The 22,226-nt window shown below is 60.3% G+C and carries 35 protein-coding genes, 1 tRNA gene and 1 riboswitch; of the genes, 9 read left to right on the top strand and 27 right to left on the bottom strand.

What is annotated here, in order from left to right:
• The first annotated feature begins 9 nt into the window (after window positions 1-9).
• The 4 genes from ftsE (at window position 10) to L598_RS19215 (ending at window position 3,347) form a co-directional block, all read left to right on the top strand.
• Window positions 10-669, top strand: coding sequence for a cell division ATP-binding protein FtsE (ftsE, locus tag L598_RS19230; protein ID WP_144865267.1), 660 nt, complete (start codon window positions 10-12; stop codon window positions 667-669).
• On the top strand, window positions 662-1,657 hold the full coding sequence (locus L598_RS19225; protein WP_144865265.1) for an ABC transporter permease: 996 nt from the start codon (window positions 662-664) through the stop codon (window positions 1,655-1,657). Before ftsE ends, L598_RS19225 begins: the two co-directional genes overlap by 8 nt.
• A 131-nt stretch (window positions 1,658-1,788) precedes the next feature.
• On the top strand, window positions 1,789-2,469 hold the full coding sequence (locus tag L598_RS19220; protein ID WP_144865262.1) for a YdcF family protein: 681 nt from the start codon (window positions 1,789-1,791) through the stop codon (window positions 2,467-2,469).
• 77 nt (window positions 2,470-2,546) lie between these two features.
• Entirely contained in the window at window positions 2,547-3,347 is an 801-nt protein-coding gene (locus L598_RS19215; protein ID WP_144865261.1) for a 1-acyl-sn-glycerol-3-phosphate acyltransferase, read from the top strand.
• Here L598_RS19215 and L598_RS19210 read toward each other — a convergent pair.
• Window positions 3,336-3,860, bottom strand: coding sequence for a gamma-glutamylcyclotransferase (locus L598_RS19210; protein ID WP_144865259.1), 525 nt, complete (start codon window positions 3,858-3,860; stop codon window positions 3,336-3,338). The genes L598_RS19215 and L598_RS19210 overlap by 12 nt on opposite strands.
• A gap of 64 nt (window positions 3,861-3,924) precedes the next feature.
• Here L598_RS19210 and L598_RS19205 point away from each other — a divergent pair, with 64 nt between their 5' ends.
• A complete protein-coding gene (locus L598_RS19205; protein ID WP_144865257.1) occupies window positions 3,925-4,917 on the top strand; it encodes a DUF2125 domain-containing protein in 993 nt (330 codons plus the stop codon).
• Here the strand turns inward: L598_RS19205 and L598_RS19200 are convergent.
• Together L598_RS19200 and hisC are read right to left on the bottom strand one after the other, a co-directional pair.
• Window positions 4,912-5,850 (bottom strand): prephenate/arogenate dehydrogenase family protein, encoded by a 939-nt coding sequence (locus L598_RS19200; RefSeq protein WP_144865255.1) that lies wholly within the window; start codon window positions 5,848-5,850, stop codon window positions 4,912-4,914. The genes L598_RS19205 and L598_RS19200 overlap by 6 nt on opposite strands.
• Window positions 5,851-5,854: 4 nt before the next feature.
• Window positions 5,855-6,955, bottom strand: coding sequence for a histidinol-phosphate transaminase (gene hisC / locus L598_RS19195; protein ID WP_144865253.1), 1,101 nt, complete (start codon window positions 6,953-6,955; stop codon window positions 5,855-5,857).
• Between the two features lie 81 nt (window positions 6,956-7,036).
• Window positions 7,037-7,114: riboswitch (SAM riboswitch) on the top strand.
• Window positions 7,115-7,164: 50 nt separating this feature from the next.
• Here hisC and metA point away from each other — a divergent pair.
• A complete protein-coding gene (metA, locus tag L598_RS19190) occupies window positions 7,165-8,097 on the top strand; it encodes a homoserine O-succinyltransferase (protein WP_144865251.1) in 933 nt (310 codons plus the stop codon).
• Here the strand turns inward: metA and L598_RS19185 are convergent.
• Window positions 8,094-8,870, bottom strand: a complete 777-nt coding sequence (locus L598_RS19185) for a class I SAM-dependent methyltransferase (RefSeq protein WP_144865316.1) — start codon at window positions 8,868-8,870, stop codon at window positions 8,094-8,096. The genes metA and L598_RS19185 overlap by 4 nt on opposite strands.
• Window positions 8,871-9,059: 189 nt before the next feature.
• Here L598_RS19185 and gloB point away from each other — a divergent pair, with 189 nt between their 5' ends.
• Complete coding sequence (gene gloB / locus L598_RS19180; protein WP_144865249.1) at window positions 9,060-9,827, top strand: hydroxyacylglutathione hydrolase; 768 nt, start codon at window positions 9,060-9,062, stop codon at window positions 9,825-9,827.
• Between the two features lie 38 nt (window positions 9,828-9,865).
• Here the strand turns inward: gloB and L598_RS19175 are convergent, their stop codons facing one another.
• Entirely contained in the window at window positions 9,866-10,387 is a 522-nt protein-coding gene (locus tag L598_RS19175; RefSeq protein WP_144865247.1) for a disulfide bond formation protein B, read from the bottom strand.
• Window positions 10,388-10,559: 172 nt separating this feature from the next.
• On the opposite strand from L598_RS19175, the gene L598_RS19170 reads away from it, so the two are divergent.
• A tRNA-Leu gene (locus L598_RS19170) sits at window positions 10,560-10,644 on the top strand.
• A 23-nt stretch (window positions 10,645-10,667) separates the two neighbouring features.
• Here L598_RS19170 and L598_RS19165 read toward each other — a convergent pair.
• Genes L598_RS19165 through L598_RS19100 form a run of 16 tightly spaced genes read right to left on the bottom strand, consistent with a single transcriptional unit; the run spans window position 10,668 to window position 17,137 of the window.
• Window positions 10,668-11,753, bottom strand: a complete 1,086-nt coding sequence (locus tag L598_RS19165) for a tyrosine-type recombinase/integrase (protein WP_144865245.1) — start codon at window positions 11,751-11,753, stop codon at window positions 10,668-10,670.
• A gap of 8 nt (window positions 11,754-11,761) precedes the next feature.
• Window positions 11,762-11,944 (bottom strand): hypothetical protein, encoded by a 183-nt coding sequence (locus L598_RS19160; protein WP_144865243.1) that lies wholly within the window; start codon window positions 11,942-11,944, stop codon window positions 11,762-11,764.
• Window positions 11,945-12,118, bottom strand: coding sequence for a hypothetical protein (locus tag L598_RS21535; RefSeq protein WP_186445109.1), 174 nt, complete (start codon window positions 12,116-12,118; stop codon window positions 11,945-11,947).
• Window positions 12,118-12,357 (bottom strand): hypothetical protein, encoded by a 240-nt coding sequence (locus tag L598_RS19155; RefSeq protein WP_144865240.1) that lies wholly within the window; start codon window positions 12,355-12,357, stop codon window positions 12,118-12,120. The genes L598_RS21535 and L598_RS19155 overlap by 1 nt, the downstream gene beginning before the upstream one ends.
• Window positions 12,357-12,905 carry a DUF551 domain-containing protein gene (locus tag L598_RS19150; RefSeq protein ID WP_144865238.1) on the bottom strand — a complete coding sequence of 183 codons (549 nt, stop codon included), beginning with the start codon at window positions 12,903-12,905 and terminating at the stop codon, window positions 12,357-12,359. The genes L598_RS19155 and L598_RS19150 overlap by 1 nt, the downstream gene beginning before the upstream one ends.
• The gene (locus L598_RS19145) at window positions 12,905-13,138 is read right to left on the bottom strand and encodes a hypothetical protein (protein ID WP_144865236.1); all 234 of its coding nucleotides are present in this window, start codon (window positions 13,136-13,138) and stop codon (window positions 12,905-12,907) included. Before L598_RS19145 ends, L598_RS19150 begins: the two co-directional genes overlap by 1 nt.
• Window positions 13,138-13,656 (bottom strand): hypothetical protein, encoded by a 519-nt coding sequence (locus L598_RS19140; protein WP_144865234.1) that lies wholly within the window; start codon window positions 13,654-13,656, stop codon window positions 13,138-13,140. Before L598_RS19140 ends, L598_RS19145 begins: the two co-directional genes overlap by 1 nt.
• A complete protein-coding gene (locus L598_RS19135; protein ID WP_144865232.1) occupies window positions 13,653-14,024 on the bottom strand; it encodes an HNH endonuclease signature motif containing protein in 372 nt (123 codons plus the stop codon). Before L598_RS19135 ends, L598_RS19140 begins: the two co-directional genes overlap by 4 nt.
• On the bottom strand, window positions 14,017-14,175 hold the full coding sequence (locus L598_RS21530) for a hypothetical protein (protein WP_186445108.1): 159 nt from the start codon (window positions 14,173-14,175) through the stop codon (window positions 14,017-14,019). Before L598_RS21530 ends, L598_RS19135 begins: the two co-directional genes overlap by 8 nt.
• Window positions 14,176-14,177: 2 nt before the next feature.
• Window positions 14,178-14,708: a recombination protein NinB gene (locus tag L598_RS19130; protein ID WP_144865230.1), complete on the bottom strand. Its 531-nt coding sequence runs from the start codon at window positions 14,706-14,708 to the stop codon at window positions 14,178-14,180.
• Window positions 14,709-15,281 carry a hypothetical protein gene (locus L598_RS19125; protein ID WP_144865228.1) on the bottom strand — a complete coding sequence of 191 codons (573 nt, stop codon included), beginning with the start codon at window positions 15,279-15,281 and terminating at the stop codon, window positions 14,709-14,711.
• Entirely contained in the window at window positions 15,281-16,186 is a 906-nt protein-coding gene (locus tag L598_RS19120) for an ATP-binding protein (protein ID WP_144865226.1), read from the bottom strand. Before L598_RS19120 ends, L598_RS19125 begins: the two co-directional genes overlap by 1 nt.
• A gap of 9 nt (window positions 16,187-16,195) precedes the next feature.
• Window positions 16,196-16,387, bottom strand: coding sequence for a hypothetical protein (locus L598_RS19115; RefSeq protein WP_144865225.1), 192 nt, complete (start codon window positions 16,385-16,387; stop codon window positions 16,196-16,198).
• A complete protein-coding gene (locus L598_RS19110; RefSeq protein ID WP_144865223.1) occupies window positions 16,384-16,650 on the bottom strand; it encodes a hypothetical protein in 267 nt (88 codons plus the stop codon). The genes L598_RS19115 and L598_RS19110 overlap by 4 nt, the downstream gene beginning before the upstream one ends.
• Window positions 16,647-16,895 carry a hypothetical protein gene (locus L598_RS19105; RefSeq protein WP_144865221.1) on the bottom strand — a complete coding sequence of 83 codons (249 nt, stop codon included), beginning with the start codon at window positions 16,893-16,895 and terminating at the stop codon, window positions 16,647-16,649. The genes L598_RS19110 and L598_RS19105 overlap by 4 nt, the downstream gene beginning before the upstream one ends.
• Complete coding sequence (locus L598_RS19100; RefSeq protein WP_144865219.1) at window positions 16,892-17,137, bottom strand: hypothetical protein; 246 nt, start codon at window positions 17,135-17,137, stop codon at window positions 16,892-16,894. Before L598_RS19100 ends, L598_RS19105 begins: the two co-directional genes overlap by 4 nt.
• A gap of 792 nt (window positions 17,138-17,929) precedes the next feature.
• On the opposite strand from L598_RS19100, the gene L598_RS19095 reads away from it, so the two are divergent.
• The gene (locus tag L598_RS19095; protein WP_144865217.1) at window positions 17,930-18,676 is read left to right on the top strand and encodes a DUF5131 family protein; all 747 of its coding nucleotides are present in this window, start codon (window positions 17,930-17,932) and stop codon (window positions 18,674-18,676) included.
• Here L598_RS19095 and L598_RS19090 read toward each other — a convergent pair.
• The 6 genes from L598_RS19090 to L598_RS19065 form a co-directional block, all read right to left on the bottom strand.
• A complete protein-coding gene (locus tag L598_RS19090; RefSeq protein WP_144865215.1) occupies window positions 18,666-19,556 on the bottom strand; it encodes a three-Cys-motif partner protein TcmP in 891 nt (296 codons plus the stop codon). The two genes, L598_RS19095 and L598_RS19090, sit on opposite strands and share 11 nt — an antisense overlap.
• A gap of 103 nt (window positions 19,557-19,659) precedes the next feature.
• Window positions 19,660-20,016 (bottom strand): hypothetical protein, encoded by a 357-nt coding sequence (locus tag L598_RS19085; RefSeq protein WP_144865213.1) that lies wholly within the window; start codon window positions 20,014-20,016, stop codon window positions 19,660-19,662.
• A 2-nt stretch (window positions 20,017-20,018) separates the two neighbouring features.
• Window positions 20,019-20,618: a Panacea domain-containing protein gene (locus tag L598_RS19080; RefSeq protein ID WP_144865211.1), complete on the bottom strand. Its 600-nt coding sequence runs from the start codon at window positions 20,616-20,618 to the stop codon at window positions 20,019-20,021.
• 1 nt (window position 20,619) lies between these two features.
• Window positions 20,620-20,919 carry a hypothetical protein gene (locus L598_RS19075; RefSeq protein ID WP_144865209.1) on the bottom strand — a complete coding sequence of 100 codons (300 nt, stop codon included), beginning with the start codon at window positions 20,917-20,919 and terminating at the stop codon, window positions 20,620-20,622.
• The gene (locus tag L598_RS19070; RefSeq protein WP_210245029.1) at window positions 20,919-21,197 is read right to left on the bottom strand and encodes a DUF3862 domain-containing protein; all 279 of its coding nucleotides are present in this window, start codon (window positions 21,195-21,197) and stop codon (window positions 20,919-20,921) included. The genes L598_RS19075 and L598_RS19070 overlap by 1 nt, the downstream gene beginning before the upstream one ends.
• Before the next feature lie 19 nt (window positions 21,198-21,216).
• On the bottom strand, window positions 21,217-22,038 hold the full coding sequence (locus L598_RS19065) for a S24 family peptidase (protein ID WP_246658837.1): 822 nt from the start codon (window positions 22,036-22,038) through the stop codon (window positions 21,217-21,219).
• Window positions 22,039-22,226: the final 188 nt, after the last annotated feature.

The raw sequence follows: 22,226 nt of genomic DNA, 5'->3' as shown, positions 1-22,226 counted from the left end.
TCGTCTCAAGTGATTCGCTTCGAGAATGTAGGTCTCAGATATGGGATGGGTCCGGAAATTCTCCGCGACATATCCTTCCATTTGCCCGAACGCTCGTTCCAGTTCCTGAGCGGGCCGTCCGGTGCCGGCAAGACCACATTGCTGCGACTGCTTTTCATGTCGCTGAAGCCGACCCGAGGCCTCATCACCATTTTCGGCAAGGACCGCTCGCGCATCACGCGCCGCGAATTGCCGCTCCTGCGCCGGCGCATCGGCGTGGTCTTCCAGGATTTCCGCCTGCTCGACCATATGACCACCTATGAGAATGTCGCCTTGCCCCTGCGCGTGCGCGGCCGCGAGGAGGCAAGCTATCGTGACGATGTCGTGGAGCTACTGAAATGGGTCGGCCTGGGCGACAGGATGCATGTGCTGCCCCCTGTCCTTTCCGGCGGCGAGAAGCAGCGCGCCGCGATTGCGCGTGCCCTCATCGAGCAGCCACAGATCCTGCTGGCCGACGAGCCGACCGGCAATGTCGATCCGCCGCTGGCGCGCCGGCTCCTGCGCCTGTTTATCGAGTTGAACCGGCTCGGCACCGCCGTGGTGATCGCAACCCACGATCTCAGTCTAATGGACCAGGTCGATGCGCGGCGCATGATCCTTTCGGGCGGAAGGCTCGAAACCTATGATTGACGCCGCCCGCGACGGAGCCCTGCGGCTCAAGGCCGGCGTTTCCGGCCTGCGCCTGCCCTCCCGCACGAGGCGCAAGACGACCCCCATCGTGCCGCCCGACAATGTGGCCGGCAGGGCCATGGTGCTCGTCATCGCCATCATGACCTTCCTGTCCTGCCTGACGCTCGGCGCCGTTACCCTCGTGCGCGACACGGCCACCACGTGGCAGACCCAGATCGCCCGCGAGGCCACGATCCAGATCAAACCGGCCGACGGGCTGGACATGGAGGCGGCACTGGCGGAGGCACGGGGCATCGCATCGGGCTATGCGGGCGTGCGCGAGGCTCGCATCATCGGCACGGAGGCGACGGCCCGCCTTCTGGAGCCCTGGCTCGGCACCGGCTTCGACATAGAAGAGCTTCCTGTCCCGCGTCTCGTCATCGTCACGCTCGACACTTCCGCGCCGCCCGATTTCGCCGCCATGCGCGCCGAACTGGGCGAAAAGATTCCCAATGCGAGCCTTGATGATCATCGCACCTGGGTGGACCGTCTGGTGGCCATGGCACGAACGACCGTCACGATCGGCATCGCCGCCCTTGCGCTGATGCTGTCGGCCACGGCCTTGACGGTCATTTTCGCAACCCGTGGTGCGATGTCGGGCAACGGCCATGTCATCGAGGTGTTGCATTTCATCGGCGCGGAGGCCCGTTTCATCGCCGCGGAGTTCCGCCGCCATTTCCTTCTGGCCGGAATGAAAGGGGCCGCAGCCGGAGGATTGAGCGCCATTGCAGTTTTCATCGCCTTCGCATGGTGGTCCTCGGTCAACCTGGCAACGCCGGAAGCGGACCAGGCGACGGCCCTGTTCGGCAATTTCGCCATCGGCACGGCCGGCTATGTGGGCGTCGGCATCATCGTGCTGGTGATTGCGGCGCTGACGGCCACCACCTCGCATATAACCGTCGTATCGTTCCTCAGCGACATCGATACGCGGCATCCGGACCATTCGTGATGGATCGGCGTCTCATTCACTCTGTCAAGACAGCCGGAAATCAATTGTGGCTAAACTCCGGCGGCCCCGACTATTCCTTGCCCCAATTCGGAATTAATGGATGAATAGGTTGGGTCAGATGTTCGATCGCGATGGCTTTTAGCACCGCCCTCAACCGGACCAGTAATCGCTTCGTTGCGCTGCGCGTCGTGGCGTGGGCCGTGTTTCTATGCGTCGCCGTTTTTCTCGGCGGCTTCGGGCTTTTTGTGGCGCATGTGAGCCGTCTGGCAGCTCCAAGCGATCTGGCCGCCGCCGACGGCATTGTGGTACTGACCGGCGGCCAGTCCCGCATCGGTGCCGCAGTGGATCTTCTCAAGGCAGGCAAGGGCAAGCGCCTGCTTATCAGCGGCGTCAATCCCATTGCCGGCCTTGACGACCTGCGCGCGGCGACCGGGGCCGACAAGGGGCTCTTCAACTGCTGCGTCGATATCGACCATGCTGCGCTCGACACCATCGGCAATGCCGAGGAAAGCGCCAAATGGGTCAATGCCAACGCCTATGGCAGTATCATCCTGGTCACCAACAATTACCACATGCCGCGCAGCCTTCTGGAGATGCGCCGGCTTCTGGGGCAGGCGGACCTGATGCCCTATCCGGTGGTGACGACCCGCCTGGACGACGGAGCATGGCTGGCGAAGCCGGATGCGTTGCGGGTTCTGTTCATCGAGTATTCGAAATATGTCGCGGCCCTCGTCCGGGGCGTCCTGCCCCACACGGACGAGGGATCCGACATCCATGTCACGACGGCCGCCGTCGTGCAGGAAGAGCAATGACGGTCAACGGCGCGAGCGGTCTTGCCTTTCGGCGGCCATGATGTAACCAACGGGCCCGCTTCATCGGCAGGCCTTCCATGATCGCACTTCGCTCCCTTGCCTTCAATTTCGTCTTCTATCTGAATCTCGTGATCCAGATGATCTTGTGGACGCCCTATTATTTTCTGGCGCCGAGGAAAAAGGCGTGGATCGTGCCGAAATTCTGGGCCCGGTCGAGCCTTTGGCTTCAGGAAGTGCTGGCCGGCACGAAAACCGAGATAACCGGGCTGGAGAATCTGCCGGACGGCCCATGCATCATCGCGCCGAAACACCAGTCCTTCTGGGATACGATCGCCTTCCTGCCCGATATCCCGGACGCCCTCTACATTCTCAAGCGCGAGCTGATGTGGATCCCGGTTTTCGGCTGGTACGTGGCCAAGATGCGCATGATCCCGATCGACCGCGGCAGCCGCTCCAAGGCACTGCGCCAGGCGGTCCGGGAAGCGCGCATACGCATGGCGGAGAACCGTCAGCTCATCATCTATCCAGAAGGCACGCGCCGTCCTCCCGGCGCCGAGCCGAGCTACAAATACGGCATCGTCGAGCTTTACAATCAGCTAAACATCCCGGTCGTGCCCGTCGCCCATGTCGCCGGCCTGTACTGGCCCCGGCGCAGGTTCATGCGTTATCCGGGCACCATCCATGCCCGTTTCCTGCCGCCGATCGAGCCTGGCCTGCCGAAGGAGGTCTTCCAGAAGCGGCTGATACAGGAGACCGAAGCCGCCTGCGACCAGCTTCTCGTGGAGGCGGCCCGCTCGCCCAATCCTCCCCCCATGCCGCCGAGCGCCGTCAACAGGCTCAGGGAGCTGGGCGTGGATGTCGAAACGTCACCCTTCTAAGGTCAGGCGACGGGCCACCGCCTCCAGCCAGTGATCGCGGATGCCGAGCGCCTTCAGGTGAGCGACGGTATTCTCGACATATTCCTCGTTGCGGCCGGAAATGCCGACTGCGCCGCGCACGCTTTCGGCCGCATGCTCTACATCGAGCCTGCCGGCATACTGGACGTGCGAGCGGTCGACCACATAACCCAGTGCCTGCACGATCCCGCCCTCTTCCAGCCGGACGGAAAGAATCCGCTCCAGATAGACATTCGTCACCAGTTCCCGCGCGCGCAGATAGGTAACGACTTCATCGCGCAATTCGCCGGGCACGCGGAAGGCCATGCCGAGACAGGAGCCGCCGCGGTCCAGTCCCAGAACCAGGCCCGGCCTTTCCGGCGTGCCGCGATGGACATGCGAGCGGACGCAGAGCGCCCGACGATAGCCGTGCAGGCGCGCCTTGCGCGTTTCCGTATGCGCGAAGCCTGGCCGCCACATCAGCGATCCGTAGCCAAACACCCAAAAATCGTCCATATCGGCTCGCCTGATCGGATTCGGTCGATGAACAGTTGCCAACTGGGGTAGCGGGAGGTCCGGCATGCCGTCAAGAAACCGAGCAGGGCACAGTCACAGCCGCCGGTTCTTCTGGCTGGCGGTGTTCATCGTGGCGGCGATCCTCGCCTATACCGGCGCGTGGTTCTATTTCGCCCGTGAGATCGAATTGCGCACGGCAAGCGCGCTGACCCGCCTGACCGGCAGCGGCATCAGGGCCGGCTGCGAGGAAGGCATCGCACGCGGCTATCCCTTCCGCATAGGCATGTTCTGCAACCGCGTCTTCTACGACAATCCCGGCGAGGGCGTTTCCGCAGAGGCCGGCGCCTTCCGTTCGGCCGCGCAGGTCTATGCGCCTTGGCATGTCGTCGCCGAGCTGGACGGACCGGCCATGGTCGAGATGCGTTCCCTGCCGCCCCTGACGATCGGCTGGGACCTGCTCCATGCAAGCACCCGGCTGGCCCGGCCGTTGCCCGAGCGCATATCCGTTGAAGGCAAGGCAGTCACCGTCTCCGCGCGGGAAAGCGGGCAAGGGTTGCTTGCGAGCGCCGAGGCCGGCGAATTGCATGCCCGCCCCTCCGGGCGCGATCTCGATGTGGCCGGCCTCTTCACTGGTCTGACTGCCGATCCGTCGCTGGTGAGAGGCCTGCGCCTTCCCAGGCTCGACGGCAGCGCCGACATGACGATCAAGGACGGCGTGGCGCTGGTGCGCAAACCGCCGACCGACCTTCGCGGCCGTTCCGTGACCATCCGCACGCTGTCGCTTTCGAACGCCGACGCAGACGCGGGGGTGACCCTCTCCGGCCCGCTTTCGGTGGACGGAAAAGGCCGGATCGATGCCCGGCTCAATGTCTCCCTGCGGAATCCCAAGGAAATCTCGCGGCTGCTCGAGGAAGCGTTTCCGGAGCGGCGGGACGAGATCAGGACCGCCTTTTCGGCCATAGGCGCCCTCGGCGATGCACCGAGCTTCCCCTTGCGGATAGAGCGCGGGAAAGCCTATCTCGGCTTCATCCCGTTGGGCCGCATTCCGCCGTTATGACTTGGCAGGCGGATGGGCCGCCACGATGCGGCCGAAATCCGGCGCGTCGACTTCCTGGCCCGCCTCGATGATCGAGCGGCGTATGGCGCGGGTGCGGGTGAACAATTCGAAGAGCTTGTCGCCGTCACCCCAGCGGATCGCCCGCTGAAGCGCCGACAGGTCTTCCGAAAATCGCGCCAGCATCTCCAGGATAGCATCCTTGTTGTGCAGGCAGACGTCGCGCCACATGGTCGGGTCGGAAGCGGCAAGACGAGTGAAATCGCGGAAACCGGAGGCGGAATATTTGATGACTTCGGATTTGGTCACCGTTTCCAGGTCGTCCGCCGTGCCGACGATATTATAGGCGATGATGTGCGGCAGGTGCGAAACGATGGCGAGCACCATGTCGTGATGCTCCGGGTCCATGGTGTCGACGCGCGAGCCGCAACGCTCCCAGAACGTCGTCAGGCGGGAGATCGCCTCCGCATCCGTTCCGGGCACCGGCGTCAGGATGCACCAGCGGCCTTCGAAGAGTTCGGCAAAGCCCGCATCCGGGCCCGAATGCTCCGTGCCGGCGATCGGGTGGCCGGGAATGAAGTGCACATGCGGCGGCATGTGAGGGGCCATCTGCGCGATGACCGACGCCTTGGTGGAGCCGACATCGGTCACGATGGCACCCGGCTTCAACGCCGGTGAAATGCTTTCGGCCACCGCTCCCGATGCCCCGACGGGAACAGAGACGACCACGAGATCGGCTCTGGCGGCCGCATCGGCCGCATCGGCGAAATAGGTGTCGCCAAGGCCGAGCTTCCTGGCCCGATCCAGGGTCCCTGGACTGCGCGTCGAGATGGCGATTTCGCCGGCCAGGCCTTCGCGGCGGATGACCCGGGCCAAGGATGAGCCGATGAGGCCGATGCCGATCAGCGCGACCTTGTCGAAGAGGGGCTTTGGCACGATGTCAGCCTTTCAGGAACTCGGTCAGAGCCGCGACCACGCCGTGATTGGCTTCCTCCGTCCCGACGGTCATGCGCAGTGCGTTCGGGAAACCATAGCCGGTCACCCGGCGCAGGATGAAGCCGCGCGAGGTTAGAAAAGCATCGGCAGCCTCGGCCGATTTCCCGCCATTTTCCGGGAAATGGACGAGCAGGAAATTGCTTATGCTCGGCGTCACGCGCAGCCCCAGCTTCGTGAATTCGTCCGTCAGCCAGGGAAGCCATTTTTCATTGTGCGCGATGGCCTTTTCCACATGCGCTCGGTCGCGGATCGCCTGCACGCCGGCCTCGATCGCCATGGCGTTGACATTGAAGGGACCGCGCACGCGGTTGATGGCGTCGATCACGTGGGCCGGCGCATACATCCAGCCGATGCGCAAGGCCGCAAGTCCGTAGATCTTGGAGAAGGTGCGCGTCATGACGACATTCTGCGAGGAGGATACGAGCTCGATGCCGGACTCGTAATCGTTGCGCCGGACATATTCGGCATAGGCCGCGTCGAGAACCAGGAGCACCTTCTTCGGCAGGCCGGCCTGAAGCCGCCGCACTTCTTCGAAGGGCAGATATGTGCCTGTCGGATTGTTGGGATTGGCGAGGAAGACGAGCCTGGTGCGCTCGGTGACGGCCGCCAGGATCGCGTCGATATCGGCGCGCTCGTCCTTTTCCTTCACCACGACCGGTGTCGCTCCTGCGGCAAGAGTCTGGATCCGGTAAACCAGGAAGCCGTGCTCGGTGAAAATGCCCTCGTCGCCCGGCCCCATATAGGTCTGGGCCAAAAGGCCGAGGAGCTCGTCCGAACCGTTGGAGCAGAGGATGTTGGCCGGGTTCAGCCCATGCACCTCGGCGATCGCCTCGCGCAGTCTGGTAGCGGAGCCGTCGGGATAGACCTCCAGATGGCTGGCGGCAGCATGCACGGCCTCGATGGCCGCCGGAGACGGCCCGAGCGGCGTCTCGTTGGAGGAAAGCTTCCAGATTTTCGCCACGCCCGGCGCGGACTCGCGACCGGGCACATAGGCGGCGATATCCATGACGCCGGGATTGGGTTGCGGACGGTCAAGCGCGCTCATGAAGGAAATCCTGAAAAAGAAAGCGGCCTGCTTTACCCGATCAATGCCGTTGACGCAAAGGGTAGGGCGTCCTAAATAGCAGGCCAGTTCCGTGGTGATTTGGCCGGTCGGCTTGCAGCCACGTTAAAGAAGTCGCTAAAAGGCCGATGACAAGTCCGTCGGGGCCGGCCGCGATTTCGCCGCCGGTCTTTTGTTTTGGAGCTTGTTCGATGCCCATCAAGATTCCCGATCAGCTTCCTGCCCGTGAGGTGCTCGTGCGCGAAGGCGTATCCGTCATGGATGAAAAGACGGCGTTGCGGCAGGATATCCGCCCCCTGCAGATCGGGCTTCTGAACCTGATGCCGAACAAGATCCGCACGGAAACGCAATTCGCCAGGCTGATAGGTGCCACGCCGCTGCAGGTGGAATTGAGCCTGGTGCGCATTGGCGGGCATCGGGCCAAGAACACGCCCGAGGACCATCTCATCACCTTTTACCAGACCTGGGAAGAGGTGGCCGAGCGCAAATTCGACGGCTTCATCGTCACCGGCGCGCCCATAGAACTGCTGCCCTTCGAGGAAGTGACCTATTGGGACGAACTGACCCGCATATTCGACTGGACGACGTCTCACGTCCACTCCTCCTTCTTCATCTGCTGGGGCGCGATGGCCGCCGCCTGGCATTTTCACGGCATCCCGAAATATACGCTCGAGAAGAAAGCCTTCGGGGTCTTCCGTCACCAGAACCACGCCCCCGCCTCACCCTATCTCGCCGGCTTTTCCGACGACTTCGCCATTCCCGTCTCCCGCTGGACGGAGGTGCGCACGGAAGACATTCCAGCCGATTCGGGCCTGGAGCTGCTCATGGAATCGGATGTGACCGGCCCCTGCCTGCTTGCCGAAAAGACCGGCAACCGACTCTATATGTTCAACCACATCGAATACGACTCCACCTCGCTCAAGGATGAATACGACCGCGACGTCGCGGCCGGCGTGCCGATCGATGTGCCGCATGAATATTATCCCGACAACGATCCTTCCCGCAGGCCGCTCAATCGCTGGCGTTCGCATGCCCATCTGCTCTTCGGCAACTGGATCAACCAGGTGTATCAGACCACCTCGTTCGACCTTGATGCGATCGGCAAGGACATGGTGACCGGCTAGGATTTCGGCCCTTGGCACAACAGCCTACCGGCTTGCCGTGCAGCGCCGGTCGTCGCCCCCTGCGGCGCCAGGGCCGGTACGAAGACGCGGCGCCGCGCCCGTGCTGTAGAAGGCAGCCCCTGATAGAGCCGCTTTTCCGCCTCGACGATCAGCACACCGGCGAATATTGGCCAGAACCGCCTTCCCGTCCGCTCCAGAACATGGCTGGATCGTATGACCCAATGCCGCTTGGAAGGGGGAAAATGCAGTGCGTCGGACCACAGCACCGGGGTGAAATTAGCCTCGCGCAGCACCTCCGTCATCTGCGAGCGCGAAAAGGGTCTGCCGGTCCCGAAAGGCGTGTGCTCGAAGCGCGCCCATACGCCTCGACGGTTCGGGACCACGATGACGATCCGTCCACCGGGCGCCAACACACGCCATGCCTCCATGAGGGTCTGGCGCGCATTCTCCGAATGCTCGAGGGCATGAACCATGAACACCCGGTCGACCGCCGAATCGGGCAGCGGCAGTTCCTCCTCGAAGACGAGCGCCGCGGCCGACGGGCCTCCCGGCGGCCAGTTCACCGCTCCCTGCGTTGCCGGCATGAAGGCGAAAACGCGCTCGGCGTCGGCTCCGAAGCGGTCTAGCCATGGCAGCGTATAGCCGAGACCGACAAGCCGTTCGTCAGGCAGCGGCGACCAGATCGACGACAGGGCCATGGTGATGGACCGCTCGGCGAGCTGCCCCAGCGTCGTGGAATAGAAGGTCTTGAGATCGACAATGTCGGATATCATGGCGCGGACGGTAGCCATCCCGCCGCCGAACCGCAAGAAATCCCGCCAGACTTACGGAGTTGCCAGTGTCATTCTCGAACCTGAAATTCGGACGGGCTTGCCGGATATCGTAACGTATTTGAGCTTCGGGACACTGGACTGATGACAAGGGGCGGGCTGCGCCCTATCGTTCCGGAGACGGAGGCTTTCATGGCATTGGACATTGAGCAATTCATCTGCCGGAGCGACAATTTCGGCATTCTCGCCCGCGATTCGGCCACCGGGGAGACGGCGCTGATCGACGCGCCGGAGGAGAGGGCGATCCTGGAAGCGGTGGAACGGACCGGCTGGACGCCGACGATCATCCTGACGACCCATCATCATATGGACCATGTGGAAGCCAATCTGGCGCTCAAGAAAAAATTCGGACTCAAGATCGTCGGACCCGAGAAGGAAGCGGCGAAGATCCCCGGCATCGACGAGACCGTGAAGGAGGGCGACACGGTCCGCATCGGCAATCAGCAGATGCGCGTCATCGAGACGCCGGGCCATACCGCAGGCCATGTCTCCTACTATTTCGACCATGCCGGCGTCGCCTTCACGGCCGACACGCTTTTTGCGCTCGGCTGCGGACGCCTGTTCGAATGCAAGCCGGCGGTGATGCTGAATTCGCTCAAGAAGCTTACCGCGTTGCCGCTGGAGACCATCATCTATTGTGGGCACGAATATACGCAGTCCAACGCACGCTTCGCGCTCACCGTCGATCCGACAAATTCGGCGCTGAAGGAACGGGCCGCCAAGATCGACGGCCTGCGCGAGGAGGGCAAGCCGACACTGCCGACCACCATTGCCGAGGAGATGGCGACCAATCCCTTCCTGCGCTGGCACGATCCCATCATCCGCCGCAATCTCGGCATGGAGAATGCCTCCGACGAGGAGGTCTTTGCCGAGATCCGGAAAAGGAAAGATCTCTTCTGAATTTAGGGGCGGTCGAGAATGAGAAGTGCGGATTTTTCCTAGCTCAAGCTCTTGCCGCCGGAGAACGCCCCGCGGAAGGCGATCAGCGCCAGGATCAGGCTGGCGACGACGTTCCATCCCGCAAAGGAAAGGCCGAGAAAGCGGCCCGCCGCCTTGTCGCAGGAGGGCGGGATCACCGTGTTGAGTTGATCCAGAACGCCGCCGGCACTGCCAGCCGGTGCGGCAACCGCGCCGCAATCGGTCGGTCCCAGCCACCAGCCCCATTCGACGCCGGAATGGTAGACGCCGAGCGCCATGGTCCACAGCATCATGGCGCCACCGACCGCGAGCAGAAGGCGGGTAACGATGGGCGGCAGCTTCAATACGGATGCAGTGAGCGCGAGGACCGCCACCGGGATGCCGACATAATAGGGAACGCGCTGCTCCAGGCAGAGCTTGCAGGGTATATAGCCGCCAAAATGTTGGAAGCCGAGGGCGGTTCCAACCGCGGCAGCCATGCCGAGGGCGGTGATCGCGGCGGTAAGGGTCTGTGTTCTTCCAGTCGGAGCGTTCAATGTCATTTCTGCCTCTGGGCAAGGCGCAGCATCATGTCGGTCTGTCTAGAAGCATTGACGGGATAGCGCAATGATCGAAGCCTGCACTATCTGACGCGGCCCGTGTTATCTCCCCGGTTGACGAGCAGGGGGTTCACCGTATAGTCCGCAGCCTGCCGGTCATACTTTCATGGCCGATGCCCCTGTGGCGGAATTGGTAGACGCGCTCGACTCAAAATCGAGTTCCGCAAGGAGTGCTGGTTCGATCCCGGCCAGGGGCACCAACGGTTTTCTAGGGTATTGAAACTCAAGCTTTTTTCGCGACATTCCCCGCACCGGAATTATGGGTGCGGGGCGATATGTTCCCGATCTGCTCCGCGACGATGGCAGAATTCTTGATGCCGAGGCGCACTCTGTCGGCACCTTTGGTATAAATTTCAGCCATGGACATCTTCGTCCAGCCATACTGGGCCATGAGCTCGTGAGCGGCCGCGCCACCTTCCGCCGCCAGTGTGGCCGATAGCTTACGCAGGCCATGGGCGCTTTTCGTCACGCCCGCTTCGTCGCACCAATCCCGGAAATTGTTCCCGAAGCTCTCTACCGTGTAGGGTTTTCCATTGTCCTGCCCTATCAGGTGCATTCCGCTGATCGGCGTGGCATCGATCATGTCGAGAAGGTACTGCGGCAGGATGATGGTTATCACTGTGCCCGTCTTGCCCGTCCGCAAGGTCAGGACGCCATCGCGGATATGCTGCCTGCCAACGGTTGCCATGTCGCCACGGCGTAAGCCCGTCAGAAGCATGAATTCCATAGCAAGGCGCGGCTTTGTCCCGATCGGGTGCTTCTCCCGGAAGGCGATCACATCATCAACGGTCCAAGCCGGAATCCCGTCAGTCTTGTCTCTAAGGCGTTCGACGCCATCGCAGGGATTGGATGTGACTTGATCGTTGCGCACAGCCCAGTCAAACAGGCCGCGCATGGCTTTCAGGAAGCTGTTCGCTTGCGCTGGCGTGTCTGCCCGCTTATCCATTGCGCGTTGCATTGTGCGCTTGTCTATGGCCGCGAACGGCTCATTCCCTGACTTCTGGACAACCTTCTCGAATATCTTGTCTCTCTGATAGCGCGTGGCGTCCGATAGCTGCCTCCACGACGCGCTTTCCTTGTAGCGGAGTATCAACCACCGGAGAGATTTTGGAGCCGCTGCACGGTCGCCTGTGGGCCGTTGCGCGGCATCTCCCGCAAGCACTGCTTCATAGGCGTCCTTAAACGCCTTGCTGCTCGGATCAGCATTCGGCATCCGAATCCGCTGGCCCTTGCCGCGCCGGAAATAGGCCACCTTCTTTCCGTGGCGGGTGGTCTCAATCGAGACATAGAGGGGCAGCTTGCGGGGCATGACTTCCCTCAAAGATCAATCACCCTTTCCTCGTCAATCCGCTCATTGTCCTGTGGAGGGATAGCGCGATCTTCGGGGACAAGCCGCACCAGCACGTTGCCAATCTGGACGATCGGTGCATATCCGGCCTTTTTCGCGCCCTCGCATAGAGCGCGAATCTGGCGCTGGTTGAGAGCAAGCGCCCGGCTCATCTACTTCTCCTGCTCCTGTAGGGCGGCAAGGGCGCGCTTCTTCTTCGTCACGTGGTCAAGCCAGTCCCGACGCTCTTTTTCGCGCCCGCCCATGACGGCGACAGCGTAGACCGCACCATCCCCAAGACCGTCATGATAGGCTTGCTCGATTGTCTTCGGCAGCACGAGCCTCATCACCGCGTCTCCTTCTCAGAGAGGGCGGATTTTGCGATGCCTACGGCGCGCTGCAATAAAGTGTCCGCATCCTCGGCATATCCGATACGGATCATGGCGATATCCACCAACGCTTCTTCCAGTCGCGCTACTCTGGCGGAGAGGGTGGAATAGTCGGAGAAGCGGACCCACTCGCCGTTAGCATCCTGCGAGATTTCCGGGTCGCATTCGTGTGCCCATATTTGAAACCGAACAAACATCACTCGCCCTCCTTCTCGGCTGCGGCGACTGGCGGCTTGGGAAGCGGCATCCAGTGGGTTGCGAAAATCCTCTCATCACCACTTGCGGCTAACAACGCACCGTCTCGATCGAGGCAATCCAGATAGACGCCATCATCTTCCACATAGAAAAGTGCGTGATCGTTCTCGGGTGCCGTCTCTATCGGCTGCCACCCCTCCGGCACTGCGGGATGGGCGAGGGCGGAGCGTGCCATCTCGTAGTGATGGCGAGCAGTAGATACTGGCTCAGGCAGGGCGCGCCGGTTACAAAGCGCCTCAATTATCCTTTGTAGATCGGTCGCGTAGTCAATCCATCGCAATCTCTCTCTCTGGTATTCAGTAATTTCGCGCTCTGCTTCCGCCAGCCTCGCAGCATCCAGCGGCTTGACTTTCACTTCCACCGCCTCCGCTCTGGCATGGGCGGCGGCTTCGAGGGCGGCAATCACCATGTTATCGAGCCAAGTGCCCGTGAATGTCAGACCCGCTGCTTTGCGAGCCGCCGCGATTTCCTTCTCGCTGATCTCACTCATCACCCCTTCTCCCCTGTCTTTTGCTGGTCATCCCATACGATTGCTCCCCGCGCCTGTCCTTTGATGACAACCTCGGCACAGCGAACGCATATTTGATTGTCGGAGCCGCCCATTCCGGTTGCGATACCTCCGCAAAGACCACAAACACCAACGGAGGCATTGGCTATGACAAACTCACCCGGATCAGGTGGATAGACGGGCACAAGCGAATAGAAGTCAGGTTTCTTCTGCATCACCCTTCCTCCCCTGTCTTTTGCCCGTCGCGGAAAGAGCGGGCGCGGCGGAGGTGGCCCCATGTCACGCCAAGAACACCGTATTCTTGACTGTCGGGAACATCCTTTGTGTGGATGCCACCGAAGTATGCATTGGCTGCTTCAGCGCGCCGAACGACTTCGGCAAAAGGCTCGATCACCCGATGAGCTTCTGCCAGTTCCGCCTTGAGGCGCGCTACTTCGGCCTCGGCTTCTTCTGCGCGCTTCATTGAAGCCTTGAACTCAGGACGCCAGAACGTCTCAACTTCACGTTTCAGCGTGACCCTCTCTCCCTGCAAGGCGATGATTGCCTGGGCGGCTTCGTAATAGAGGTCGGCTTTCGGATATCCGCTGTTGCTACCGCGCTCCTTCAACCGCTCCACCAGACCGTCATAATCGGTGTTTGTGGATGGTGCAGGTTTCGGGTTCAGCGGATCGTTTTCCGTATCAACCTCTGACACTTCGCCCGTGGTTAGGTTAAATCGGGTGATGGTGGTCATTGCTCGGCTACCTTCTCGAACAGATTCCTCGGAGGAAGCGGGGTTTTCTGAATGCGTGTGGTCTTGGCAGTGGGTGCAAAGCCACGGCTCTTGATGGACTGCTTTGGGCGCACGGCCCCGGAAGCCTTGTCGCGCTGGCGATCCGCCTTGCGGGTGCGGCGGATATCGGTCGCTGTCTTTTCTGCGTGGCAAACTCGGCAGAGGACCTGTGCATTGGCAAGGATAGGCTCGCCTCCGAGGATGTCGGGCAGGATATGATCCACTTCCGCCTCGCCGGGCTTGAGAGCGGCCTTGCATTTCTCACAATGGCCGTTTGCTCGCTCGATGGCCTGCTGGCGCACCTTACGGCTGAATTCGCGCCTACCCATGGCGCACCTCGCCTTTCAGGGCCTTCACGCGAATGCGGGGCTTGAACCCGAGTTCCTTGCGCAGACGGCGATGGGTTTCGTTGTCGAACATGCTCGGCTTTACCGGGACGGATCGGACGTGCTGGCGGACTGTGGTGGTCTTGGTGGTCACGATCAGACCCCCTTTGCCATTTTCGCGTATGAATTGACGGGACCGGAGGTCGGCCTGGGAGAATGGGAAACCGCCCCCGGCCCCGATGCGTCAGGCGGGGAGGAAGTGCCTGACGGTTCGTTGAATCCTGCATATCTGGTCTCGCGTAGCTCCACTCCATTGGCGACACAGAATGCAGTCAGATATTCGATCAGGCTCGCAGCACGTGAGACCGACATGCTGGCGCTGCTCTCGCGTATGGCTACGAATTCGCCCTCAAGGCCGGGGACAACCTCGCCACCTTGCTTGGTCGCGACGGCATGGCCGCTGATGATAAGAGCCTTCCATTCTTCCATCGACCGGCGCTTGCCGGCCCATTTCAGATCTGATCGGGCTAGGTCGGACAGGAGAGCATGAAGCTTGGCGTTCTGTTCGCTGGATCGCGTTGGCTGAGCGATGGTGACGACATACCCCTCGGCAGCGTACCGAACCGCCTCCAGAGCGTTGTTGCGCACCCGGTCATTGATCAGCACGAATGTCTTGCGGCTGCCCATCTATGCGGCCTCCTGCAAGAACTGGTTCGCAAATTCGAGATAGTCTGCAGCAAGGCGCTCGCAGTCGTCGCGCATTTCAGGATAGCGGTAGGCGGTCAGAACCTGTGGCGGGGCGACGGTGTATTCCTTCTCGCCGATTTCCTTGATCTCGAAGATGTTCCAGACGAAAAAGTCAGCCTCGAAGATTTCGAGATAGAACTTCCACTGACAGCCGCCGAGATACCGCTCGGGATCGCAACGGCCTGTCGTCTTGTGGTCGATGACAGTCTTCCCGACGATCCCGTCACACTGTCCGGTGACGGTCAGGCCGCCATACTGGCGATAGCCGCGAAGCTCGCGCGTGATTGGCAGCGACAGAACCGCGTCCGGCAGGCGGAATATGTATCCGTTTGCCTCCAGAAGCGAATACTCGCCATCGTCAGCCGTCTCCAGAGCCTTGTGGAAGGCGGTTCCAGCCTTCATGGCTTCGCTCGGCTCGTCCGTGGTGATGAACCGGACCAGTTCCTCGACGGTCTGGTCCTCGTTCTCTCGCCAGCGGCGGAAGGCCTCTATGTTCGAAACCCTCGCCAGCATCAGGCCGCTTCCTTCTGGCCCTCGACGTATTCACCCTTGGCCTTGTCGAAGATCAGGCCGATTTCCTTGGCTCGCGCCGCCAGAAGCGCCTTGCATGCGACACCGCCGCCCGAAGCCCTGCCGATCAGGCTGTTGATGCCCTCGGCGTCAGAAACATTCGGCAGAGTGTCCTTGAACCATTTCTGTTCCTCAACAGCCGCCTGCTGTTCCTCGCTAAGTTCATTGAGCCGATCTTTCGTCCGCTGGATGACAGAGCCGAGGAAGCCTTCAAACTCGGGGCTGCTGAAATGCGGTACCGTCAGAGGTTCCAGCTGTCCGGGGTTCTTGCCGAATGCCGCGTCCGAAGGTGAGAAGCGCAGAAGAAGCTTGCCGTTCACCATGGATAGACGCCCCATGGCGTCAGCAGCCTTGTAGATTTCGTTCTTCGATCCGCCCTGCACGTCCAGGCGCTCGATAACGTCGTCTCCGTTGCGCTGCTCGTCCATATGGGCAATCAGCACCACGTCCTTGCCGAAGCTGTTCAGGAGCTTGAGGAAGGCGATGAAGCGGGCTTTCAGTTCGCCGTAGCCCTGCAAGGTAAGCGCACCGCCACGGCCATGCTTGGGATTGGCGCGGATGATATCTACCGTCAGGGCGTCGAGCGCCCGGCCAGCAGTATCCATGATGACTGTCTTGTAGGGCGACAGGTCTTCCGCGTTGATGCTGGCGACATCCGACCAGTCCGAAACGCGCACCGCGTCCTTGCGCCGCGCGGCACGGTGAGAGCCGGCGTCGAAATCGAGAAGAAGCGGGGCTTCCGCCGTGAAGGCCAGACTGGTTTTGCCCAAGCCCGGAGGAGAGTAAATTACCATATTCAGGCGATCGACCTTGATAGGGTCAGTGGATTTGGTGATCTTAAGGGCCATCGGTTTCTCCTAGTGTTGGAACATGCGGGCGCGGGCCAGGTAGAATTTCGCGGCCTCCCAAAGCCTCTGGCTTTCCGCCCGGTACTTTCGGCTGCGATCTGCCTTGCCTGCCGCTTCGTCTTCGAGCGCCCATCTGCGGTACTGGTGCGCAAAACGACGCTGCGTCTTCGCCAGTGACAGGAAATTCTCCACCTGCCTCATGACTGCCTCCGGACCCGCTCGCCTTCCGGCGCATTGTCCTGATCCTCGCGGGCAAGCATTGCCTGCCGGGATTTCTCAACCACCTGGGCGGCAGGGCCTCCGATATGCTCAAGGTCGCCCTGCTCAATTCGGACGGCCTTGAGCGTCCATTCCTTCGCCTCGGCAAGAACAGCCTTCGCCAGGACGTATTCCCTTGCGGCCATCAGAACCCCGTATCGACGGGCGCACTTCTCGGCCTCGGCCCTGCATTCGGCGGGGGTCATGACAGTGCTTCCTCGTCATCCACCAGAACAAGCCATTCGATCGACGGCTCAACCTCACCGGACAGAAGCTCCGGCAGTTGGTGCTGGTGGCAGCGCCACGTGCAGCGCTTGACGCGATCGAAGACGTCGGCCGTCGGAACCGCCCCTTGCGTCCGTGCCACGACGAAGAACCGTTCGCGTCGGGGCGACACCATGTCGGTCAGGGCAAAGGCCGTATGGGCGTAGGATTGAGCTATGGCGGTCATTGATCCGCCCCGCAGCTTTCCGGCAGGCTCTCGTCAATGCTCTCGACAAGATCGAGCACCGCGTTGACAGCCGCGTCTGCCTTCTCACCGCCAACGGTCTTGGAAATATCCACAGCCGTATGCATGAGACGGACGGCAAGGTTGTAGGCCGAGACCTGTGACTTCGTGCAGGCATGGGCCGGGTTCTCGATTGCGCCGGTGATCAACACGGCGGCGGCTATGGCGAGCAGGCTGCGTTTCATTTCGTCATCTCCCATCCATTCGCCCCTCGGGGCTGGTTGCCACCGGCAGGGCCGGGGTGGCTGTATGGGAGAGACCATAGTGGGAAGTTTCCTACTATGCAAGCGAGAAAATGGGATTAATCCAACTTTTTTGTTGCAGAGTGGGAAATATCCGCTATCCCTATGTGCGTCGGGCCTGTTGCCAGTTGCCCGACAGCGGCCGCGACCCGGTGCAATTCCGGTGCAGGTGAAGCGGCAGGCGCGGGGGTCGAAAGTCCTACGGTGCCGCCTGAAACAGAGGACGGATTTGCTGAGAGGCGTCCTGCCAAGCGAAAGCGACCGAGACGATGGGTCAGACTTCGCGGCAAAGGTCTCCCTGCCTTCATGGAATATGTCCATGGGGGTAGGGGGGGTCTTTGCCTGCTCCGCTCCCTCCTCTCCGGGTCAGACCCGGGAAAGAAAACCTTCAAAGGTAGAGATGATCTGAGAGGTAGAAGGGAAGGGTGATATGCGGCTGAACAATTTCAGCGCCAGGTTGATCGTTAACGACTGGCTCGCGAGAACCGGACGAGCCCCGCTACCGAGCGATCTTTCATATGAGCAATTCGCTACTCGGCTACGGGAGATAACCGCGCCGGCACAAGTCCAGGTACCGTTCGCGTCAAGGGCGGATGCGGTGGCCTATATCCGACATGTTGCAACGGCGAATGTAAAATCGGTTCCGGAACCCTCCCTCACCAGCCTTCAGAACCTCGATAACGGACCTTTCATCATCTCAGATTAACCATGATCGGAAACTAGGAGAATCATCCTATGGCTGAAACATCGATCGAATGGACAGATGCAACGTGGAATCCGGTTGCGGGCTGCACGATCCTGACGGCTGGCTGCACCAACTGTTACGCCATGCGCATGGCAGCTCGACTGGAGGCGATGGGCGTAGAGAAGTACCAAGGTCTTACGCGCAAAACTGGCGGTCGGGCAAAATGGACAGGGAAGATCCACCTTGATCGGAAATCCCTATCGATCCCGGCAACATGGTCGAAGCCACGCCGGGTTTTCGTGAACTCGATGTCTGATCTGTTCCACAGCGATGTACCGGCAGAGTTCATCTCGGATGTTTGGCGGGTCATGGAAGAAACGCCTCGTCACACCTACCAAATCCTCACGAAGCGGCCGGATAGGATGGCAGCGATTGTTCCTGATCTTCCTAAACTACCGAATGTCTGGCTCGGAACGAGCGTCGAGGACAGCCGTGTTCTTCATCGCGTAGACGAGATGCGGCAAGTTCCTGCGGCGATCCGGTTCATTTCCTTTGAGCCGCTGATCGGCTCAGTTGCCGGCGCCAATCTCAAGGACATTCATTGGGCGATCGTCGGTGGCGAGAGTGGGCCGAAGGCGCGTCTCATGGACCCGGCCTGGGTAGATGAAATTGAACGCATGTGCCGCATTGCCGGAACGGCCTTCTTCTTCAAGCAGTGGGGTGGCCGGAACAAGAAAGCGACTGGTCGCATGCTCAACGGCAGGACCTACGACGAGATGCCAGCAGCTACCCTTTGAGGATATCTCGCCCGAATTGTTGTGCGAGAGCTATGGCCTTTGGGGACGGATTGGAAATGGCACAGAAGAGCGAAAAGCGTTGAGGCTTTTCCGCGGGTGGAAGTGGATAAGGATCAAGGACTTCCGGGAATATCGTTTTCAGGCGTTTCTGTACGTATTTCTCGATCGTTGCGACATCTGCATTCCGCTGTCGTTCTTCATCGCTTTCCAATGCACCGAGCAAATCTTCCAAGGGAGGTGGGCCGAGAGAGGAATACAACTCTTGTTTCCAGCTGTCGGTGCCAAGCATTCGCGTGATGGATGCCTCTTTTGAATTGTCAATTTTCGCGAAGCTTCGGGCTGCCTGCCTGTATAAGCCAGCGAGCGGAAACAGATACCACACGTCAATCGCCTTGGTTTCCGCGATCATCTGAAGCGTCTTCCACTCGACCTCCATTCCATAAGGGTCAAGAAACATGACAGCTCGGGTTTTTTTCCATCCGTCCCAGCGAATAGCGCCTTGGATCAGAGTATTGGCGTCTCCTCGCAATACCGTAATGTCGCGATCGGGATGCTGGTCCCGCAGATGGCAGAGAGCTTCGAAGTGTTTCCTCTTAGCATCCATGAAAACCAGCCGATCGAAAGGCGGGTCGATGTCGATGGCGATCTGTGCCGAGCCCCTTCGCTGTTCAACACGCTCTGGCGCAGGTCTTTCAAATAGATCGCCGGCGCGAGCTTCTACGCGGACGGTCCGTTTTCCCGTTCCTGCGAATGCGTCTATATACCAAACGGAATCGCACCAAGTGTGCAGAGCGGCTGAGTAGCGTTTCAGATATCTCTCTACAATTGCCAGTTTGATGTCTGTGTGCTGGCCGCCGAACTCATGATCGGCTTTCACCATCCCAAGCCCTCCAGCATTCCCCTGCCACATTCCGCCATTCCGGCGACGGTGAGTCCATAGCTCTGAGAGGGAAGTTTATATCTACAGGGGATAGGGGAGGGATTTAGTACTGAGACAACCGTTCAAGGATCAGGTCCTTCATCTCCTGCGAGAGAGCCGAACACGCCTTCACAGATACGATAAGGGCAGTCACATGAGTTCGTGTCAGACGCCCGAGCACATCGGCTTCGGTAATCTCAAGGGCATAGTGACGGACAAGCTGCTGCAATTCGACATAGCTGTCGGCGTCCAGAAAATCGGCACCATCTGACCTGATGATCATGTGCGGCGGGAAAAGAGCGCGCGAGTTGATGCGGAGGAAAAGCTGCTTCTGAGGGCAGATGCAGATATGGCGCTTGAACTTAGGCGGCCGAGTATGGCGATCCCATACACGGATCACGTCCCCCACCCGTATCGCCATTATTAGAATACCGCGTAAGGGGCGGTTTCTTCGATGGCCTCGACCTTCTCGGCCTTGGCCTGATCGTCATCGGGAATGAAGTCCCGGTAATCCATCTGAGAGCCGCCAGCGTTGATATACGCCGGATCGGCATGTGTCTCTTGGTAGATTTCCTCGAAAGACATCTTTTCGACGTGCCTGACACCAAACTCCAGCGCCTCTACATCGGATTCGGATAGGCGTCGAAGGTTTGGTTCGCGTTCACCGAAAACCCGGTGCCTCTCGTCAACGCGAAATGGCAACTCGCCGTTGCTTTGCAAGGCGATCATTTCGATTGGATCATGGCGAAGCAGGTTATAGATCACCTGGGGCAACGGCCCCCATGGGGCGGCGGCGTAAGTATCTCCGCAGATAGGCCGTCCGAATGACGCTACATGCATCTTGTCCGCAAAGAAAGCGGTCTTGACGATGCGATAGATGTCGAAGCCAGGCTTGCGATGGACTATCCAGAGGATGACTTCCAGCGCCTTCGAAGCATTCGGGATATAGCGCGGAATGTAGGTCATGGGCTGCATATACCGTAGCCGGTCGCTATTTTCCAGAAATTTCCCGTTTTGCCCCATCCTAAGCCTCCCCGTCCGTCTCTGAATCCTCCTCCAGATCGTCCTTGGACATGAAGCCCATGCCGATCGCCCAATCGGTCAAGGCGAGGTTTACGGCTTCGTCTCTGGAAACGCCACGCGCGGCGGCAAACTCATCGATCATCGCCGCGACCTCTGGGATCAGGACTGTGGTCCCGGCCGCCTGTGTCTTGTTCGTCACGCGCAAGGCGGCCCGGCGAAGCAATATCTGGATATCCGAGCGGGATAGATCGTCCAGCTTGTCGGAAGCCTCATAGAGCTGCTTAGCGAAACGATCGGGCATCACTTCAAGCCGAATTGAGCCTTCGACACCAGTTTGTCGTTCTGGAACATCGCGTTCATGTTCGCGCCAAGGCTTTCACCCTCCCACATGAGCATCACGGTTTTGATGCCGGCAATCTCCGAACTGCTCATCTCCTCGCCGTCGCATCCGAGTATCTGAACGGCTTCCGCATATGACATGCCTGTCTGAAGTTCGCTGTATTGCGCCATGGTCACTTCGCAGGCCATAGCCGATGAAGAAGCCACTACGATGGCAAGCGCGGCGAATACTGTCCTCATCCTCCCCCCCTTCCAAGCCCTATTTCCGAGCTATGTGTCCGCAAACCCTTCCAATGATCGTCAGCTTCTCAAGCTCTACGGTATCGGTCTCCAGAGCGGGATTGTCGGAGATAATCCGTACCTGAACCGGGTCGCTGAACATCACGCGCTGTAACCGCTTGATCTGCGGCTCGCTTATGCCGTCGCTGATCGCGTAGACCGTATCGGTCGTCATGGTGTTCTGAGAAAGATCGACCAGAACCCGATCGCCGGGAAGGTAGTTTGGCTGCATCGAGTCCCCGATCACCTCCATGACGACGGTATGGGCGACCGAAGCCTTGGCTTCGTGCCGGATGAATTGTTCCGACAGCAACCACTCCGCAGTCACGCGGTGGCCGGAAATATTATCGTTGCCGACAGGCAGGGTGATCACCTCGCCAACATTGCCGTTTCCTGCACCGAGCCTCACATCCACCTCTGGCAACGCGCCCTTGATGGACGGCTTCCAATGGCCGCGCGAATAAGCGACTTCGCCAGCCTCGGGGGAAGGGGACTCGTCGGGGTCGAATGACGAGATTATTCGAGAGGTCTTTCCAGCAACGAGGGGCGACGACTTCTCAGGACCAGCGGGCACAAGCTCGCCTCGCGCCAGTGCAGATTCATCTAGCGCCAAGGCATAGGCCAGCTGCGAAATCTTGTCAGCCCGAACGGACTTTTTCCGATCCTCAACGATATCGCGGATGAACGTACGCTCCATCTCAGCCGCGTTGGCGGCCTCGATCGGGCCAACACCAAGCTGCTTTAGTCTCTCCACCACGATTTCTTTAAGGCTCATCATCAACAGACAATAGGAAAATTCCAACCCTGAATGGAAATGGGAACTTTCCTATTGATAAATGGGAAGTTTCCCACTATACGGCGAGTATGGAAACAGAACTCGCCTCTCACCTAACCGCCCTGGCTTCTGCGTATGGCGAAGCTCGCGGGCTAAACGAAAGCACCGTTGGACGCCTTTGCGCCGCAGACGGCCGGTTCTTCTCGCGCCTGCGG

Origin of the sequence: Mesorhizobium sp. J18 (genome assembly GCF_007829525.1) — a bacterium.
In the GTDB taxonomy this organism is placed as follows: domain Bacteria; phylum Pseudomonadota; class Alphaproteobacteria; order Rhizobiales; family Rhizobiaceae; genus VLJP01.
Note: the sequence above shows the minus strand (reverse complement) of the source record. Positions and strands in the feature narration are given on the sequence as shown.

Coding starts and splice junctions, on each gene's coding strand:
- L598_RS19225 (WP_144865265.1), top strand. CDS start 662: ATGATTGACGCCGCCCGCGACGGAGCCCTGCGGCTCAAGGCCGGCGTT.
- L598_RS19220 (WP_144865262.1), top strand. CDS start 1,789: ATGGCTTTTAGCACCGCCCTCAACCGGACCAGTAATCGCTTCGTTGCG.
- L598_RS19215 (WP_144865261.1), top strand. CDS start 2,547: ATGATCGCACTTCGCTCCCTTGCCTTCAATTTCGTCTTCTATCTGAAT.
- L598_RS19210 (WP_144865259.1), bottom strand. CDS start 3,860: ATGGACGATTTTTGGGTGTTTGGCTACGGATCGCTGATGTGGCGGCCA.
- L598_RS19205 (WP_144865257.1), top strand. CDS start 3,925: ATGCCGTCAAGAAACCGAGCAGGGCACAGTCACAGCCGCCGGTTCTTC.
- hisC (WP_144865253.1), bottom strand. CDS start 6,955: ATGAGCGCGCTTGACCGTCCGCAACCCAATCCCGGCGTCATGGATATC.
- metA (WP_144865251.1), top strand. CDS start 7,165: ATGCCCATCAAGATTCCCGATCAGCTTCCTGCCCGTGAGGTGCTCGTG.
- L598_RS19185 (WP_144865316.1), bottom strand. CDS start 8,870: ATGATATCCGACATTGTCGATCTCAAGACCTTCTATTCCACGACGCTG.
- gloB (WP_144865249.1), top strand. CDS start 9,060: ATGGCATTGGACATTGAGCAATTCATCTGCCGGAGCGACAATTTCGGC.
- L598_RS19175 (WP_144865247.1), bottom strand. CDS start 10,387: ATGACATTGAACGCTCCGACTGGAAGAACACAGACCCTTACCGCCGCG.
- L598_RS19165 (WP_144865245.1), bottom strand. CDS start 11,753: ATGCCCCGCAAGCTGCCCCTCTATGTCTCGATTGAGACCACCCGCCAC.
- L598_RS19160 (WP_144865243.1), bottom strand. CDS start 11,944: ATGAGCCGGGCGCTTGCTCTCAACCAGCGCCAGATTCGCGCTCTATGC.
- L598_RS21535 (WP_186445109.1), bottom strand. CDS start 12,118: ATGAGGCTCGTGCTGCCGAAGACAATCGAGCAAGCCTATCATGACGGT.
- L598_RS19155 (WP_144865240.1), bottom strand. CDS start 12,357: ATGTTTGTTCGGTTTCAAATATGGGCACACGAATGCGACCCGGAAATC.
- L598_RS19150 (WP_144865238.1), bottom strand. CDS start 12,905: ATGAGTGAGATCAGCGAGAAGGAAATCGCGGCGGCTCGCAAAGCAGCG.
- L598_RS19145 (WP_144865236.1), bottom strand. CDS start 13,138: ATGCAGAAGAAACCTGACTTCTATTCGCTTGTGCCCGTCTATCCACCT.
- L598_RS19140 (WP_144865234.1), bottom strand. CDS start 13,656: ATGACCACCATCACCCGATTTAACCTAACCACGGGCGAAGTGTCAGAG.
- L598_RS19135 (WP_144865232.1), bottom strand. CDS start 14,024: ATGGGTAGGCGCGAATTCAGCCGTAAGGTGCGCCAGCAGGCCATCGAG.
- L598_RS19130 (WP_144865230.1), bottom strand. CDS start 14,708: ATGGGCAGCCGCAAGACATTCGTGCTGATCAATGACCGGGTGCGCAAC.
- L598_RS19125 (WP_144865228.1), bottom strand. CDS start 15,281: ATGCTGGCGAGGGTTTCGAACATAGAGGCCTTCCGCCGCTGGCGAGAG.
- L598_RS19120 (WP_144865226.1), bottom strand. CDS start 16,186: ATGGCCCTTAAGATCACCAAATCCACTGACCCTATCAAGGTCGATCGC.
- L598_RS19115 (WP_144865225.1), bottom strand. CDS start 16,387: ATGAGGCAGGTGGAGAATTTCCTGTCACTGGCGAAGACGCAGCGTCGT.
- L598_RS19110 (WP_144865223.1), bottom strand. CDS start 16,650: ATGACCCCCGCCGAATGCAGGGCCGAGGCCGAGAAGTGCGCCCGTCGA.
- L598_RS19105 (WP_144865221.1), bottom strand. CDS start 16,895: ATGACCGCCATAGCTCAATCCTACGCCCATACGGCCTTTGCCCTGACC.
- L598_RS19100 (WP_144865219.1), bottom strand. CDS start 17,137: ATGAAACGCAGCCTGCTCGCCATAGCCGCCGCCGTGTTGATCACCGGC.
- L598_RS19095 (WP_144865217.1), top strand. CDS start 17,930: ATGGCTGAAACATCGATCGAATGGACAGATGCAACGTGGAATCCGGTT.
- L598_RS19090 (WP_144865215.1), bottom strand. CDS start 19,556: ATGGTGAAAGCCGATCATGAGTTCGGCGGCCAGCACACAGACATCAAA.
- L598_RS19085 (WP_144865213.1), bottom strand. CDS start 20,016: ATGGCGATACGGGTGGGGGACGTGATCCGTGTATGGGATCGCCATACT.
- L598_RS19080 (WP_144865211.1), bottom strand. CDS start 20,618: ATGGGGCAAAACGGGAAATTTCTGGAAAATAGCGACCGGCTACGGTAT.
- L598_RS19075 (WP_144865209.1), bottom strand. CDS start 20,919: ATGCCCGATCGTTTCGCTAAGCAGCTCTATGAGGCTTCCGACAAGCTG.
- L598_RS19070 (WP_210245029.1), bottom strand. CDS start 21,197: ATGAGGACAGTATTCGCCGCGCTTGCCATCGTAGTGGCTTCTTCATCG.